The following is a 14224-nucleotide window of genomic DNA, read 5'->3' on the forward strand; positions in this document are numbered from 1 at the left end:
ATGCACGCCGACCGCACCTCCTCCCCCGGGCTCGGCTTCCCTCGGCCAGGGGGATCCCCCTCGCGCTTCTCCGCGCCCGTCGACGCCACCCTGCGCGCCGCCGGCTGGCTCCCCGGCCGCTGGGACATAAAACAGGCCGAGATCTGGGCCGACACCCTGCGCGAGCACACCTCACCCGCCGGACACCGGCACGCCGTCTTCCCCGCCGCCGTCGAAGCCTGGGCCGAGTTCGGCGGCCTGCACATCAACCCCACCGGCACCGGCCGCCAGATCGCCCCCGCCACCCTCCACCTCGACCCGCTGCACGGCCTGCACCTCGCCCGCACCCTCGGCGACCTCGGCCGCGCCCTGCACACCCAGATCTGCCCCCTCGGCGCGGAGACCGACACCCACTCACTCCTCGCCATCGACGCCGAAGGCCGCGTCTACACCCTCGACCACACCGGCGACTGGTACGTCGGCCCCGACATCGACCACGCCCTCACCGCCCTCATCGCCGGCGTCACACCCCAACGCCTCACCACCCACGCCTGACCGGACGGTCACGCCGCCGGAATCACCGCCGACACCCGGAACCCCCCGGCATCCGTCGGCCCCGACACGAACACCCCACCCAGCCCCAGCACCCGCTCACGCATCCCCACCAGACCGTTCCCGCCCGACGGCAACCCCGCCGACGCCGCCGACGCCGGCTCCGGCGGCGGCCCGTTCTCCACCTGCATCGCGATCTCCGCCACCCGGTGCGCCAGCCGCACATGCGTCTTCGCGCCCGCCGCGTGCTTGTGGACGTTCGTCAACGCCTCCTGCACCACCCGGAACGCCGTCTGCTCGATCTCCGCCGCGTACGACCGCACGGCGCCCTCGACCGACAGCTCCACCACCATCCCCGCCGCCGCCGACTGCCCGACCAGCACCTCCAGCTCCGACAGCCACGGCCCCTCCTCCTCCGCCGCCACCCGCGAAGCCGCCGCCGCGGCCGCGGCCCCCACCGCGGCCAACGGCACCGAGGCCGACGCACCGACCGGCACCGAGACCGACGCCGACGAATCCGACGCCGAGACCGACGCCGACGAATCCGACGCCGAAGCCGCACCCGACGCCGTACGGCGCCTGTCACCGTCCCCCGAACGCAGCACCCCCAGCATCTCCCGCAACTCCGTCAACGCCTGCCGCCCCATGTCCCCCACCAGCGCCGCGTTCCGCACCGCCTTCTCGGGATCCTTCCGCGCCACCGCCTGCAACGCCGCCGCGTGCACCACCATCAGCGACACCCGATGCGCGACCACGTCGTGCATCTCCCGCGCGATCCGCGTCCGCTCCTCACCCCGAGCCCACTCCGCCCGCTCCTCCGCCCGCTCCGCGAGCAACTGGAGCTCCCGCTCCAGACTGTCCGCCCGCTCCCGCAGACTCTCCATCAACCGCCGCCGCGCACCCACGTACAACCCCAGCAACACCGGCGGAGCGGTCAACCCGAGCGAGGTGGTCACCGCCGCGAACGGCACGAACCAGTCCCCCAGCGTCAGATCACCCCGCGCCATGTCCTGCCGCACCCGCACGAACGTCACGATCATCGTGCCCACCAGCGACATCCCCGCCAGCGCCACGATGATCCGCCGCGGCAGCTCCGCCGCGGCCAGTGTGTACAGGCCGACGATGCCCATCAGGAAGCCCATCTGGGCCGGCGTGATCGCGATCGCCACCAGCACCACCGCGATCGGCCACTTCCGCCGCAGCACCAGCACCGAACCGGCCAGCAGACCGAACACGATCCCCGCCGCCATCGGAATCCCCGCGTCTCGCGCGAACGGAATCCCCTCCGCGGCGCACTCCAGCGCCGACACCAGCGCGAGCCCCACGTCCAGGACCGCGCCACGCCACCTCGACCACCACCACGGCCCTGTCACGGCCGTCGCGTGGTCTGCCCCCGTCGTGGTCATGCCTCCAGCCTACGGGCGCGAGGGTGGGCTTTTCCGGTGAGTTTCGTCTACTCGTCTACAACACACTCCGTAACCGAACAACACCAAAACCCTCCGCTATCCCCCGAACTGTTGAACCAACCCCCGTTCGACCCCGGAACCGATCATTCCGTCCGGACGGTATGCCCATGGCACATCCACACAGCAAGTACCAGGACTTCGAGGGACTGCGGGAACAGGCGGTGGCGCTGCGGCGGACAGGGCTCAGCCGCCGCCAGATCCGCGACCGCCTGCACATCCACAACAACGACATCCTCAACCGCCTCCTGGAGGGCGAGCCGCCCCCAGATTGGACAAAGCGTCCGAACGCGAAGGACGACCTGAGGGAGAGGGCGCGGGACCTACGGCTCCAGGGGTGGACGTACGACCAGATCCAGGTGGAGCTGGGGTGCTCGAAGAGTTCGATCTCCCTGTGGGTACGGGATCTGCCGAGGCCGGAGCGGAAGCGGACCACAGAGGAGGCCTCGGCTATCGCCCGGCGCGGCTGGGAGGCAGCACTGCATCGGCGCGAGGAGGAGCGTCGACACACGAAGGAAGCCGCCTGCCGTGCCATCGGCGAGCTAACGGACCGGGAGGTGTTCCTGGCGGGCGTGGCTCTCTACTGGGCCGAGGGCGCCAAGGACAAGCCATACAGCCGCCGTGAGCGGCTGCACTTCATCAATAGCGACCCGAACGTGATCAGGTTCTTCCTGCGATGGCTCGACACCCTCGGAGTGGAGCGCGAGCGCCTGCGCTTCAGGGTAAGCATCCATGAATCGGCCAACGTGACCGAAGCCGAAGAGTTCTGGGCCGATTTGGCAGGCGTCAGGCCCTCTGCATTCCAGAAGGCCACCCTCAAGAAGCACAACCCGAAGACGAGTCGGAAGAATACCTCGGAGACCTACCGTGGCTGCCTGGTCATCTACGTGCTCAGGAGCGCCGACTTGTACCGTCGCATGGAGGGCGCCTGGTACGGCATAGTAGGGGCTGCCACCGCATCCGATCAACGGAATCGGACATAGCGGCAAAACCATCCCGGATCGTCTAAGGGCAGGACAAACGGTTTTGGTCCGTTGAATGAGGGTTCGAATCCTTCTCCGGGAGCATGACAAGTAGCGGGCCCTGACAGCACTGTCAGGGCCCGCTCTCATGTCCCCCACGAAACGCCCCGGTATCCTGCGGATGTCACCCCCACCCGTCCAAAAAGCCGAAGGGCAACTCCGTGAGCGCCATTCGCCCGGCAGCCGTCGTCGTTCTCGCAGCGGGTGAGGGCACCCGTATGAAGTCGGCCACACCGAAGGTCCTGCATGAGATCTGCGGCCGTTCCCTGGTGGGCCATGTGCTCGCCGCATCCCGTGAGTTGGAGCCGGAGAACCTGGTCGTCGTCGTGGGGCACGCCCGCGAGCAGGTCGCCGCGCACCTCGGCGAGGTCGACGCGGCCGTCCGTACGGCCGTGCAGGAGCGGCAGAACGGCACGGGACACGCCGTGCGGATGGCGCTGGAGGAACTGGGCGGGGCGGTCGAGGGGACCGTGGTCGTGGTGTGCGGGGACACCCCGTTGCTGACCGGGGAGACGCTCACCCGGCTCACCGGGACCCACCACGCCGACGGCAACGCGGTGACCGTGCTGACGGCGGAGGTGCCGGACGCGACCGGCTACGGCCGTATCGTGCGCGACGCCGCGTCCGGGGCCGTGACGGCGATCGTGGAGCACAAGGACGCCTCGGCGGAGCAGCGGGCGATCCGGGAGATCAACTCGGGGGTGTTCGCGTTCGACGGGCGGTTGCTGGCGGACGCGCTGGGGAAGGTGCGGACGGACAACAGTCAGGGTGAGGAGTACCTGACGGACGTGCTGGGGATCCTGCGGGAGGCGGGGCACCGGGTGGGGGCGTCGGTGGCGGGTGACCACCGGGAGATCGTGGGGATCAACAACCGGGTGCAACTGGCGGAGGCGCGGCGGATCCTGAACGACCGGTTGCTGGAGCGGGCGATGCTCGACGGTGTGACCGTGGTGGATCCGGCGACGACGTGGGTGGATGTGACGGTGACGTTCGAGCAGGACGCGGTGGTCCATCCGGGGACGCAGCTGCAGGGTGCGACGCATGTGGGGCAGGGCGCCGAGGTGGGTCCGAACAGCCGGCTGAGGGACACGCGGGTGGGCGCGGGGGCGCGGGTGGACAACACGGTGTCTTATTCCGCGCATATCGGTGCGGGTGCGTCTGTGGGACCGTATGCCTATCTGCGGCCGGGTACGCGCCTGGGTGCGAAGGGCAAGATCGGTACGTTCGTGGAGACGAAGAACGCGTCGATCGGGGAGGGGACGAAGGTTCCGCATCTGTCGTACGTCGGGGATGCGACGATCGGCGAGCACTCGAACATCGGTGCGGCGAGCGTGTTCGTGAACTATGACGGTGAGAGCAAGCACCACACGACGGTCGGGTCGCACTGCAAGACGGGTTCGGACAACATGTTTGTGGCGCCTGTCACGATCGGGGACGGGGCGTACACGGCTGCCGGGTCGGTGATCACGAAGGATGTGCCGCCCGGTTCGCTGGCCGTGGCCCGCGGCCAGCAGCGGAATATCGAGGGTTGGGTGGCTCGTAAGCGTCCGGGGAGTTCGGCGGCGAAGGCGGCCGAGGCGGCTTCCCGGCGGGGTGCGAGCGAGGACTGACCGGAAACAGGTGCGCCGAAGACGTCGTACCGTGATAAGTGCACACCCGCACCTAACCAGCTGATTCGCCTTCCGTGCCCGGATCACAGGGCGCTGGAGGTCCGGCTGTACGGCTGAGACACCTCTGAGGAGACAGTGCTGTGACCGGGATCAAGACGACCGGCGAGAAGAAGATGATGTTCTTCTCCGGCCGCGCCCACCCCGAGCTTGCCGAGGAGGTCGCCCAGCAGCTGGGTGTCGGGGTCGTCCCGACGAAGGCCTTCGATTTCGCGAACGGGGAGATCTACGTCCGTTATCAGGAGTCGGCTCGTGGTGCCGACTGCTTCGTGATCCAGAGCCACACGGCTCCCATCAACCAGTGGATCATGGAGCAGTTGATCATGATCGACGCGTTGAAGCGGGCCTCGGCGCGGTCCGTCACGGTGATTGTGCCGTTCTACGGTTACGCGCGGCAGGACAAGAAGCACCGGGGCCGTGAACCGATCTCGGCGCGGCTGATCGCCGATCTGATGAAGACGGCGGGCGCGGACCGGATCCTGACCGTGGATCTGCACACGGACCAGATCCAGGGCTTCTTCGACGGTCCGGTGGACCACCTGTTCGCGCTGCCGCTGCTGGCGGACTACGTGGGCACGAAGGTGGACAAGGACAAGCTGACGATCGTGTCCCCGGACGCCGGCCGGGTGCGGGTGGCGGACCGGTGGTGCGACCGGCTCGGAGCGCCGCTCGCGATCGTGCACAAGCGGCGCGACAAGGACGTGGCGAACCAGGTGACCGTCCACGAGGTCGTGGGTGAGGTCAAGGGCCGGGTGTGTGTCCTGGTCGACGACATGATCGACACGGGTGGCACCATCTGTGCGGCGGCGGACGCGCTGTTCGCGCACGGCGCCGAGGACGTCATCGTCACCGCCACGCACGGTGTGCTGTCGGGTCCGGCGGCGGACCGGTTGAAGAACTCGCGGGTGAGTGAGTTCGTGCTGACGAACACGCTGCCGACGCCGGGTGAGCTGAGCCGGGATCTGGACAAGATCACGGTGCTGTCGATCGCGCCGACGATCGCGAGTGCGGTGCGTGAGGTGTTCGAGGACGGTTCGGTGACGAGCCTGTTCGACGAGCAGTGAGCTGTAAAAACGCTTCTGCATGATCGGCCGGCGTCCGGCGGACGCTGATCGATTTCTCCGTGGCCTGCCGCGCCGAGTAGACTTCCCCAGTTGCTCGGCGAGGGAGGCCACGCCTCCGTTATCGACGCGCTCTTCGTAGCAGGCCGTTCGTGGCCGGGTGACCCCGTCCGTTCCTACCTCTACGAGGAGTGATCACCATGTCCGAGGTGAAGATCGCCGCCGAGACGCGCACCGAGTTCGGCAAGGGTGCCGCGCGCCGTATCCGTCGTGACAGCAAGGTTCCCGGTGTGCTGTACGGCCACGGTTCGGACCCGCTCCACCTGACCCTGCCGGGCCACGACCTGCTGCTGGCGCTGCGTACGCCGAACGTCCTGATCTCCCTGGACATCGACGGCAAGTCCAACGAGCTGGCGATCCCGAAGGCCGTGCAGCGCGACCCGCTGAAGGGCTTCCTGGAGCACGTCGACCTGCTGCTGGTCAAGCGCGGCGAGAAGGTCACGGTCGAGATCCCGGTGCACACCGAGGGCGAGCTGGCTCCCGGTGGGTACCTGCTGGAGCACGTGCTGAACGCGCTGCCGGTCGAGGCCGAGGCCACCCACATCCCCGAGGCCGTCTCCGTGTCCGTCGAGGGCCTGGAGGCCGGCGCGTCCGTCCTCGCCAAGGACATCACCCTGCCGTCGGGCGTGACCCTGGCGGTCGACGAGGACGCGGTGGTTCTCCAGGTGCTGGCCGCGCAGGCGGAGGAAGCCGGGGCCGGCGAGGGCGAGGCCGAGGAAGCGGCCGAGGCCTGAGTCTGGTCGGCGCGGCTCGACCGTCGGCTGCCGTGGCGTCTGCTGCACAGGCGCCGGCGCTGCAGGCTGTGCCCACCCGTTCCGCCCTGCGGAACGATTGCCCACAGCGGTAGTTGTATCGCTCCAGCCGCTGCTCCCCCGGGGGAGCAGCGGCTGTGGCACGTGAGGAGAGATGGACGTGAGCACCCCCGCAGGCGCCGCCGCCAATGCCCCCTGGCTGATCGTCGGGCTCGGTAATCCCGGGCCGGAGTACGCGGCCAACCGGCACAACGTCGGTTTCATGGTCGCGGATCTGCTCGCCGGACGGATCGGGGGGAAGTTCAAGCGGGCCGGGAAGGCGCAGGCGCAGGTCGTGGAGGGGCGGCTGGGGGCGCCGGGGCCGGGCAGTCGGCGGGTGATCCTGGCCAAGCCGATGTCGTTCATGAACCTCTCCGGCGGTCCGGTGAACGCGCTGCGCGACTTCTACAAGGTGCCGGTCGCCCACATCGTCGCGGTCCATGACGAGCTGGACATCGACTACGGCGTGCTCCGGCTGAAGCTGGGCGGCGGGGACAACGGGCACAACGGGCTGAAGTCGATGACGAAAGCGATGGGCCCGGACTATCACCGGGTGCGGTTCGGGATCGGCCGGCCTCCGGGGCGTATGCAGGTCGCCGACTTCGTGCTGAAGGACTTCTCCTCGACGGAGCGCAAGGAGCTGGACTACTTCGTGGACCGGGCCGCGGACGCGGTGGAGGCGCTGGTCACGGAGGGGCTGGAGCGGGCGCAAAGCTCGTACAACTCCTGACTTGTCCCCCACGGCAGTTGACCCGCCGCAGGGGCATGGCCAATGATCCCGGCCATGCCTGCTGCCTCCGCCGCTTCCTCCCGTACGGCCCCGGTCGACGCGTTGCGTGTCGTGTCGATGGGTGCGGTCGCCGTGCTGATCCTCGTGGCGGGGGTGTGGGGGTCCTGGGGGACCGCGCAGGACGTGATGCTGACCAAGGGCAAGGAGCGGGGCACGGTCAGGGTGGCGGCGTGCGGTGCGGACACCTGCACGGGGCCGTTCACTCCGGTGTCGACGGGTGCGTCGGCGCGTGCCGCGGTCGTCCTCGACAAGTCGGTCGGGGTGCGCAAGGGGCGGACGTACGACGTGATCGTGAAGCCCGGGACCGAGGACGTGGTGCGGTCGGGTACGGCCGGGGTCCTGTACGCCTGGGTGCCGTTCGGCGGTGCGCTGCTGCTGGCGTCGGTGGTGGTGGCGGGGGGTATGCGGTTGCGGCGGGCGGCGTGGGTGCTGGGGGGCTCGGGGCTGGTGCTGCTGACGGCCGCGTTCGCCGCGGTGCAGTGAGCCGGGCCGGGCGGTGAGGCAGGCCGGGCGGTGAGAACGGCCGGGCGGTGAGAACGGCCGGGCGGTGAGAACGGCCGGGCGGTGAGAACGGCCGGGCGGTGAGACGGGCGGGCGGTGAGACGGGCGGTGCCCCCGGGGTCGCGGTACGACCCCGGGGGCACCGGTGTGTGCGGAGGCCGTCAGCCGGTGTTGCGCAGGCCCGCCGCGACGCCGTTGACGGTGAGCAGCAGGGCGCGGGAGAGCAGCGGGTCGGGCTGCTCGCCGGCCGCGGCCGCGTCGCGCTGGCGCTTGAGGAGGGTGACCTGGAGGTAGGAGATCGGGTCCAGGTAGGCGTCGCGGATGGTGAAGGTCTGCTTGAGGACCGGGGTGGCGTCGAGGAGTTCGGCCTCACCGGTGATCTTCAGGACCTCGGCGACGGTCAGGGCGTGCTCTTCCCGGATGGTGTCGAACACGTGCTTGAGTTCGTCGGGGACGAGGGTGTCGACGTAGTGCTGGGCGATCCGCAGGTCGGTCTTGGCCAGGGTCATCTCGACGTTGGAGATGAAGTTGCGGAAGAAGTGCCACTGCTCGTGCATCTCGTCCAGGACGGTGTCGAGGCCGGCCTCGCGCAGGGCCTTGAGCCCGGAGCCGACGCCGAACCAGCCGGGGACGATCTGCCGGGACTGGGTCCAGCCGAACACCCAGGGGATGGCGCGCAGGCCGTCGAGCGAGACGCCGGAGCCGGGGCGGCGGGAGGGCCGGGAGCCCAGGTGCAGGTCGGCGAGCTGGTCGACCGGCGTCGACGCGAGGAAGTACGTCGGCAGGTCGGGGTCCTCCACCAGGCGCCGGTAGGCCGCGTGGGCGGCGTCGGAGACGACGTCCATGGCGGCGTCCCAGCGGGCCAGGGCCTCCACGGACTGGCGGGGGGCGGTGTGCAGGGCGGAGGCCTGGAGGGTGGCGGCGACGGTCAGTTCCAGGTTCTCCCGGGCGAGGGAGGGGATCAGGTACTTGTCGGAGATGACCTCGCCCTGTTCGGTCACCTTGATCTCGCCCTCCAGGGTGCCCCAGGGCTGGGCGAGGATCGCGTCGTGGGAGGGGCCGCCGCCGCGGCCGACGGTGCCGCCGCGGCCGTGGAAGAGGCGCAGCCGGACGCCGTAGCGGTGGGCGACGTCGCGCAGCCGGCGCTGGGCGCGGTGGATCTCCCACTGGGAGGTGGTGATGCCGCCGAACTTGGAGGAGTCGGAGTAGCCGAGCATGACCTCCTGGACGTCTCCGCGCAGGGCCACCAGGCGGCGGTAGGAGGGGTCGGAGAGCATGTCCTCCAGGATGGTGTCGGCGGCCTTGAGCTCGTCGGTGGTCTCCAGGAGCGGCACGATGCCGATCTTCGCCCAGCCGGCGTGCAGGTCGATCAGGCCGGCCTCGCGGGCGAGGACGGCGGCGGCGAAGACGTCGTCGGCGCCCTGGCACATGGAGATGATGTAGGACTCGACGACCTCGGGGCCGAAGATCTCCAGGGCCTTCTTCACGGTCTCGAAGACGCCGAGGGTCTTGGCGCCGGCCGCGTCGACGGGGGCGGGGGTGGGGGCCAGCGGCCGGCGCGAGCGGAGTTCCTTGGCGAGGAGCTTGGCGCGGTAGTCGCGGGGCATGTCGGCGTAGCGCCAGGACTCCTCACCGAGCCGGTCGAAGAGCTGGCCGAGGGCGTGGTGGTGGGCGTCGGCGTGTTCGCGGACGTCCATGGTGGCCAGCTGGAGGCCGAAGGCGGCGAGGGTGCGGATCGTGCGGGCCAGGCGGCCGTCGGCGAAGAGGCCGCCGCGGTGTGCGCGCAGGGAGGTCTGGATCAGACGCAGGTCGGCGAGGAGTTCGGCGGTGCCGAGGTAGTCGCGGCCGGGTTCGTGCGGGGTGCCGGTGGCCAGGCGCTGCTTGGTGTTGGTCAGCTTCTGCCGGATGCAGGTGGCCTTGAGCCGGTAGGGCTCCTCGGCGTTGAGGCGCTTGTAGCGGGGGCTGATCTCGGGCAGGCGTTCCAGGTCGGTGCGGAGGGACTCCAGCAGGTCCTCGGTGGCGCCGGTGTAACGGATGGAGTTGGAGAGGAGGCCGCGGAGTTCGTCGATCGTCTCCAGGGCGTCGTTGATGCCGTGTTCGTGCTGGAGGATGAGGACGTCCCAGGTGACCTGGGGGGTGACGTTGGGGTTGCCGTCGCGGTCGCCGCCGATCCAGGTGCCGAAGGTCAGCGGGCGGGTGTCGTCGGGGAGCTTGACGCCGACCCGCTCCAGTTCCGCCGTCAGGTCCTCCAGGACGTCGCCGACCGCGTCGGCGTGCAGTTCGTCCAGGTAGTAGATGGCGTTGCGGGCCTCGTCTGCGGGCTCCGGGCGGACGACGCGCAGCTCGTCGGTCTGCCACACCAGGTCGATGTTCTCGGCGAGGCGGATGTCGGTGCGGCGGCGGTCGGTCTCGATGACCGGGGTGTCCAGGAGCGCGGCGATGCGCCGGAGCTTGTTGAGGACCGAACGGCGTGCGGCCTCGGTGGGGTGGGCGGTGAACACCGGTCGGACGTTGAGGTTCTGCACGGTCTGGCGCAGGTGTTCGGGGTCGGCGTCCTTGAGCCGGTCGGCGGTGCGGGCGAGGAGGCCGCCCTCGGCGGCGCGGCGGGCGCGCAGTTCGCGGCCGCGGTGCACCTGCTCGGTGATGTTGGCGAGGTGGAAGTAGGTGGAGAAGGCGCGGACCAGCTTGGCCGCGGTCTCCAGTTCGATGCCGCGCAGCAGGTCGGCGGCGGCCTCGCCGTCCTCCCGGGTGAGGCGGCGGACCTTCTCGACGAGTTCCAGCAGCTCCGGGCCCTCCTGGCGGACCAGGGTCTCGCCGAGGAGATCACCCAGCCGGCGGATGTCGGCGCGCAGCTCGCTGCTGGTCGTGGTGGTCTGGTCGTCGGCACTGCTCACAGGTGCGGCTCCTTGCAGTGTTGAAGCTCGTCTGGAGGGAACCCGTCTGGCGGCCGTGCGGCAGGCATGGCCTGGTCGCATACGGGCCGGACATCCGGGAAGGAAACAGAGCGGACCGCGCTGTCCGACCGACTCCAAGGATAGGTGTCCATGAGGACGCGCAGGCTCTGGGGCTCTTGCCGGAAGACGCCTCGCTGCCATACTTACGTCGCCGTAGGTTACGGAATCGTAGGGAAAGTACCTCTATCGTCCCGTCCGGTCGCCGCGGATCGGCACCTCTCCAACCCTCGACCCCACAGGGGACGCGCATGACCTCGTCTAGTTCCGATGTGATCGAAGAAGCCCGCAAGTCGGCCGGTTCGCCTGGTTCGTCGGCCACGCTGGGCGGCGAGCGGAAGGGTTCGGTCGAGCAGGTCACCCTGCTGCTGTTCATCGTCGTCCCGTTCCTCGCGCTGCTGGCGGCGGTGCCGCTGGCGTGGGGCTGGGGCGTGAGCTGGCTCGACCTGGGCCTGCTGGTGTTCTTCTACTACCTGGGCTGCCACGGTGTGACCATCGGTTTCCACCGGTACTTCACGCACGGTTCGTTCAAGGCGAAGCGGCCGCTGAGGATCGCGCTGGCGATCGCGGGTTCGATGGCGGTGGAGGGCCCGCTGGTGCGCTGGGTGGCCGATCACCGCAAGCACCACAAGTTCTCCGACGCCGAGGGTGACCCGCACTCGCCGTGGCGGTACGGGGAGACCGTGCCGGCGCTGATCAAGGGCCTGTGGTGGGCGCACATCGCCTGGATGTTCGACGAGGAGCAGACCCCGCAGGAGAAGTACGCGCCGGACCTGATCAAGGACCCGGCGATCCGGACGATCTCCCGGCAGTTCGTCTACTGGACGATGCTGTCGCTGGCGCTGCCGCCGCTGATCGGCGGTCTGGTGACGATGTCCTGGTGGGGTGCGTTCACCGCGTTCTTCTGGGGTTCACTCGTCCGGGTGGCGTTGCTGCACCATGTGACCTGGTCGATCAACTCGATCTGCCACGCGGTGGGCAAGCGGCCGTTCAGGTCGCGGGACCGCTCGGGCAACGTGTGGTGGCTGGCGGTGCTGTCCTGCGGCGAGTCGTGGCACAACCTGCACCACGCCGACCCCACCTCCGCGCGGCACGGTGTGGAGCGCGGGCAGCTGGACTCCTCGGCGCGGATCATCCGCTGGTGCGAGCAGCTCGGCTGGGCGTACGACGTGCGCTGGCCGTCACGCTCGCGTATCGATTCGCGCCGTAACACCGGGGAAGGCGGCTCCCGGGAGGGGGCGGAGCCTGCGCAGGCGGCATGATTGACGCCGTGGCGACCGACTCCAGCACCCCCAGTCCCGACAAGCAGCGGCGGGCGCGTCGTACCCGTATGACCGGTGCGGAGCGCCGCCAGCAGCTGTTGGAGATCGGTCGTACCCTCTTCGCCGCGAAGGGTTTCGAGGGCACTTCGGTGGAGGAGATCGCGGCGAAGGCCGGGGTGTCCAAGCCGGTGGTGTACGAGCACTTCGGCGGCAAGGAGGGGCTGTACGCGGTGGTGGTGGACCGTGAGATGCGGTGCCTGCTGGACATGGTGACCAGTTCGCTGACGGCCGGCCATCCGCGGGAGCTGTGCGAGCAGGCCGCGTTCGCGCTGCTCGACTACATCGAGGAGTACACGGACGGCTTCCGGATCCTGGTCCGTGACTCGCCCATCCCGCAGTCCACGGGTTCCTTCGCCTCGCTCATCTCGGACATCGCGACCCAGGTGGAGGACATCCTGGGCCGGGAGTTCAAGAGCCGCGGCTTCGACCCCAAGCTGGCCCCGCTGTACGCGCAGGCGCTGGTGGGCATGGTCGCCCTGACCGGCCAGTGGTGGCTGGACGTGCGCCGCCCGAGGAAGGCGGAGGTCGCCGCCCACCTGGTGAACCTCGCCTGGCACGGCCTGGACGGGCTGGAGCAGAAGCCGCGGCTGATAGGGCACCGCAAGGCCTGAGCCGGGGTGCTCAGTGCTTGAAGATGTCCTTCGCCTTCTCCTTGGCCTGGCGCGCGTCGCCCTTGGACTGCTCCAGGCGGCCCTCGGCCTCCATCGGCAGGTCGCGTGCGGCGCGCCCGCCGACCTCCTTGGCCTTGCCCTTGATCTGTTCCTTCTTGCCCTTGGCCTTCTGGTGTCCTGACACCGTCGGTCCCTCCTGACGCGGTTGCCTGGGTGGGGTCATTGCCCCGGGTAACCAGGAGCGCGCCCTGGCAAACGGCGGCTCAGCGCACCGGCTCCAGGAACTCCAGGCGGTTGCCGATGGGGTCCTGGGAGAAGAAGCGGCGGTGGCCGGGGAGGTCGTGGTCCCAGGTGACGGGGGCGCCGCCGGCCGCGAGCCGTTCGGCGAACGCCTCGATGTCGGTGACCCTGAGCCCCGGGTGGGCCTGCAGGGCGGGGCGGAAGGCCGCTTCCGCGCCCAGGTGCAGGTGCAGGGTCCCGGCCCGGAACCAGCAGCCGCCGCGCGCCGCGAGCACGGGCGGCTTGGGGACCTCGGTCATGCCGAGGAGACCGACGTAGTAGGCGCGCAGCAGGTCCTCGGAGCCCGGGGGCATGGCCAGCTGGACGTGGTCGAGGGCGGTGAGCATCAGGCGTTCTCCTCGGGGACGGCCGTGCGGGCGACGACGAACAGGCGGTTGAACGGCAGGACCGTGCCGTAGGGGGCGCTCGGGTAGGCCTCCCGCAGCAGGTCGCGGTAGTCGGCGACGAAGGCGTCCCGGGCGTCCGGGTCGTCGCCGAGGGCGGTCAGGGCGGGGCGCAGTCCGGTGCCCTTGGCCCAGTCGAGGACGGGGTCCTGGCCCTCCAGGACGTGCAGGTAGGTGGTCTCCCAGACGTCGGTGGCGCAGCCGAGGCGGGCGAGCCGGTCGAGGTAGACGGCCGGCGGGTGGACGGAGTCCTCGGAGCGCAGCACGTCGGCGAGCCGGGTCTTCCAGCGGGGCGTGGCGGCGAGTTCGCGCATGAGGGCGTGCAGGGGAGCGTCGATGTTGTTCGGCACCTGGAAGGCGAAGGTGCCGCCGGGGGCGAGCGCGTCGAGCCAGTCGGCGAAGCGGTCGAGGTGTCCGGGGACCCACTGGAGCGCCGCGTTGGACACGATCAGGTCGTACGGCCGCTCGGGCGTCCAGGTGCGCAGGTCGGCGTGGGTGAAGTCGAGGCGGCCGCCGCCGGGGGTGGGGCCGGCGTGGTCGACCTCGGCCCTGTCGAGCATCGCGGCCGAGTTGTCGTAGCCGGTGATGCGGGCGGTGGGCCAGCGGTCGGCGAGGACGGCGGTGACGTTGCCGGGGCCGCAGCCGAGGTCGGCGATGGCCGGGGGGTCGCCGGGCAGGTCGGGGACGTGGGCGAGGAGGTCGGCGAAGGCGCGGGCGCGGTGGCCGGAGTGACGGAGGTACTGGGCGGGGTCCCAGGCGGGAGTCGTCATG

14 protein-coding genes and 1 tRNA gene are annotated in these 14224 nt (G+C 70.1%); 10 read left to right on the plus strand and 5 right to left on the minus strand.

Annotated features, from left to right (window positions below; translation table 11 throughout):
• On the plus strand, window positions 1-534 hold the full coding sequence (locus AB0M11_RS07515) for an SUKH-3 domain-containing protein (RefSeq protein WP_365702400.1): 534 nt from the start codon (window positions 1-3) through the stop codon (window positions 532-534).
• A gap of 8 nt (window positions 535-542) precedes the next feature.
• On the opposite strand, the gene AB0M11_RS07520 is transcribed toward AB0M11_RS07515, so the two are convergent.
• Window positions 543-1937, minus strand: coding sequence for a histidine kinase (locus AB0M11_RS07520; RefSeq protein WP_365702402.1), 1395 nt, complete (start codon window positions 1935-1937; stop codon window positions 543-545).
• Between the two features lie 161 nt (window positions 1938-2098).
• Here AB0M11_RS07520 and AB0M11_RS07525 point away from each other — a divergent pair, with 161 nt between their 5' ends.
• The 7 genes from AB0M11_RS07525 (at window position 2099) to AB0M11_RS07555 (ending at window position 7868) form a co-directional block, all read left to right on the plus strand.
• On the plus strand, window positions 2099-2977 hold the full coding sequence (locus AB0M11_RS07525; protein ID WP_365702404.1) for a hypothetical protein: 879 nt from the start codon (window positions 2099-2101) through the stop codon (window positions 2975-2977).
• Window positions 2978-2988: 11 nt separating this feature from the next.
• Window positions 2989-3059, plus strand: a tRNA-Gln gene (locus AB0M11_RS07530).
• A gap of 118 nt (window positions 3060-3177) precedes the next feature.
• Window positions 3178-4626 (plus strand): bifunctional UDP-N-acetylglucosamine diphosphorylase/glucosamine-1-phosphate N-acetyltransferase GlmU, encoded by a 1449-nt coding sequence (glmU, locus tag AB0M11_RS07535; protein WP_365702406.1) that lies wholly within the window; start codon window positions 3178-3180, stop codon window positions 4624-4626.
• A 140-nt stretch (window positions 4627-4766) separates the two neighbouring features.
• Window positions 4767-5747 carry a ribose-phosphate diphosphokinase gene (locus tag AB0M11_RS07540; protein ID WP_365702409.1) on the plus strand — a complete coding sequence of 327 codons (981 nt, stop codon included), beginning with the start codon at window positions 4767-4769 and terminating at the stop codon, window positions 5745-5747.
• A gap of 197 nt (window positions 5748-5944) precedes the next feature.
• Window positions 5945-6538 (plus strand): 50S ribosomal protein L25/general stress protein Ctc, encoded by a 594-nt coding sequence (locus AB0M11_RS07545; protein WP_365702411.1) that lies wholly within the window; start codon window positions 5945-5947, stop codon window positions 6536-6538.
• A 172-nt stretch (window positions 6539-6710) separates the two neighbouring features.
• Window positions 6711-7325 carry an aminoacyl-tRNA hydrolase gene (gene pth, locus AB0M11_RS07550; RefSeq protein WP_365702413.1) on the plus strand — a complete coding sequence of 205 codons (615 nt, stop codon included), beginning with the start codon at window positions 6711-6713 and terminating at the stop codon, window positions 7323-7325.
• A 42-nt stretch (window positions 7326-7367) separates the two neighbouring features.
• A complete protein-coding gene (locus AB0M11_RS07555; RefSeq protein ID WP_365702415.1) occupies window positions 7368-7868 on the plus strand; it encodes a hypothetical protein in 501 nt (166 codons plus the stop codon).
• Window positions 7869-8047: 179 nt separating this feature from the next.
• Here the strand turns inward: AB0M11_RS07555 and ppc are convergent, their stop codons facing one another.
• Entirely contained in the window at window positions 8048-10780 is a 2733-nt protein-coding gene (gene ppc / locus AB0M11_RS07560; RefSeq protein ID WP_365702417.1) for a phosphoenolpyruvate carboxylase, read from the minus strand.
• 308 nt (window positions 10781-11088) lie between these two features.
• Here ppc and AB0M11_RS07565 point away from each other — a divergent pair, with 308 nt between their 5' ends.
• Together AB0M11_RS07565 and AB0M11_RS07570 are read left to right on the plus strand one after the other, a co-directional pair.
• Window positions 11089-12099: a fatty acid desaturase gene (locus AB0M11_RS07565; protein WP_365702419.1), complete on the plus strand. Its 1011-nt coding sequence runs from the start codon at window positions 11089-11091 to the stop codon at window positions 12097-12099.
• On the plus strand, window positions 12096-12770 hold the full coding sequence (locus AB0M11_RS07570; RefSeq protein WP_365702421.1) for a TetR/AcrR family transcriptional regulator: 675 nt from the start codon (window positions 12096-12098) through the stop codon (window positions 12768-12770). The genes AB0M11_RS07565 and AB0M11_RS07570 overlap by 4 nt, the downstream gene beginning before the upstream one ends.
• A gap of 10 nt (window positions 12771-12780) precedes the next feature.
• On the opposite strand, the gene AB0M11_RS07575 is transcribed toward AB0M11_RS07570, so the two are convergent.
• The 3 genes from AB0M11_RS07575 to AB0M11_RS07585 form a co-directional block, all read right to left on the minus strand.
• On the minus strand, window positions 12781-12954 hold the full coding sequence (locus AB0M11_RS07575; RefSeq protein WP_365702423.1) for a CsbD family protein: 174 nt from the start codon (window positions 12952-12954) through the stop codon (window positions 12781-12783).
• 79 nt (window positions 12955-13033) lie between these two features.
• Window positions 13034-13396, minus strand: coding sequence for a VOC family protein (locus AB0M11_RS07580; RefSeq protein WP_365702425.1), 363 nt, complete (start codon window positions 13394-13396; stop codon window positions 13034-13036).
• On the minus strand, window positions 13396-14223 hold the full coding sequence (locus tag AB0M11_RS07585; RefSeq protein WP_365702427.1) for a trans-aconitate 2-methyltransferase: 828 nt from the start codon (window positions 14221-14223) through the stop codon (window positions 13396-13398). Before AB0M11_RS07585 ends, AB0M11_RS07580 begins: the two co-directional genes overlap by 1 nt.
• Between the last annotated feature and the right edge of the window lies 1 nt (window position 14224).

The sequence above is a fragment of the Streptomyces sp. NPDC051987 genome (assembly GCF_040680735.1).
GTDB lineage: Bacteria > Actinomycetota > Actinomycetes > Streptomycetales > Streptomycetaceae > Streptomyces.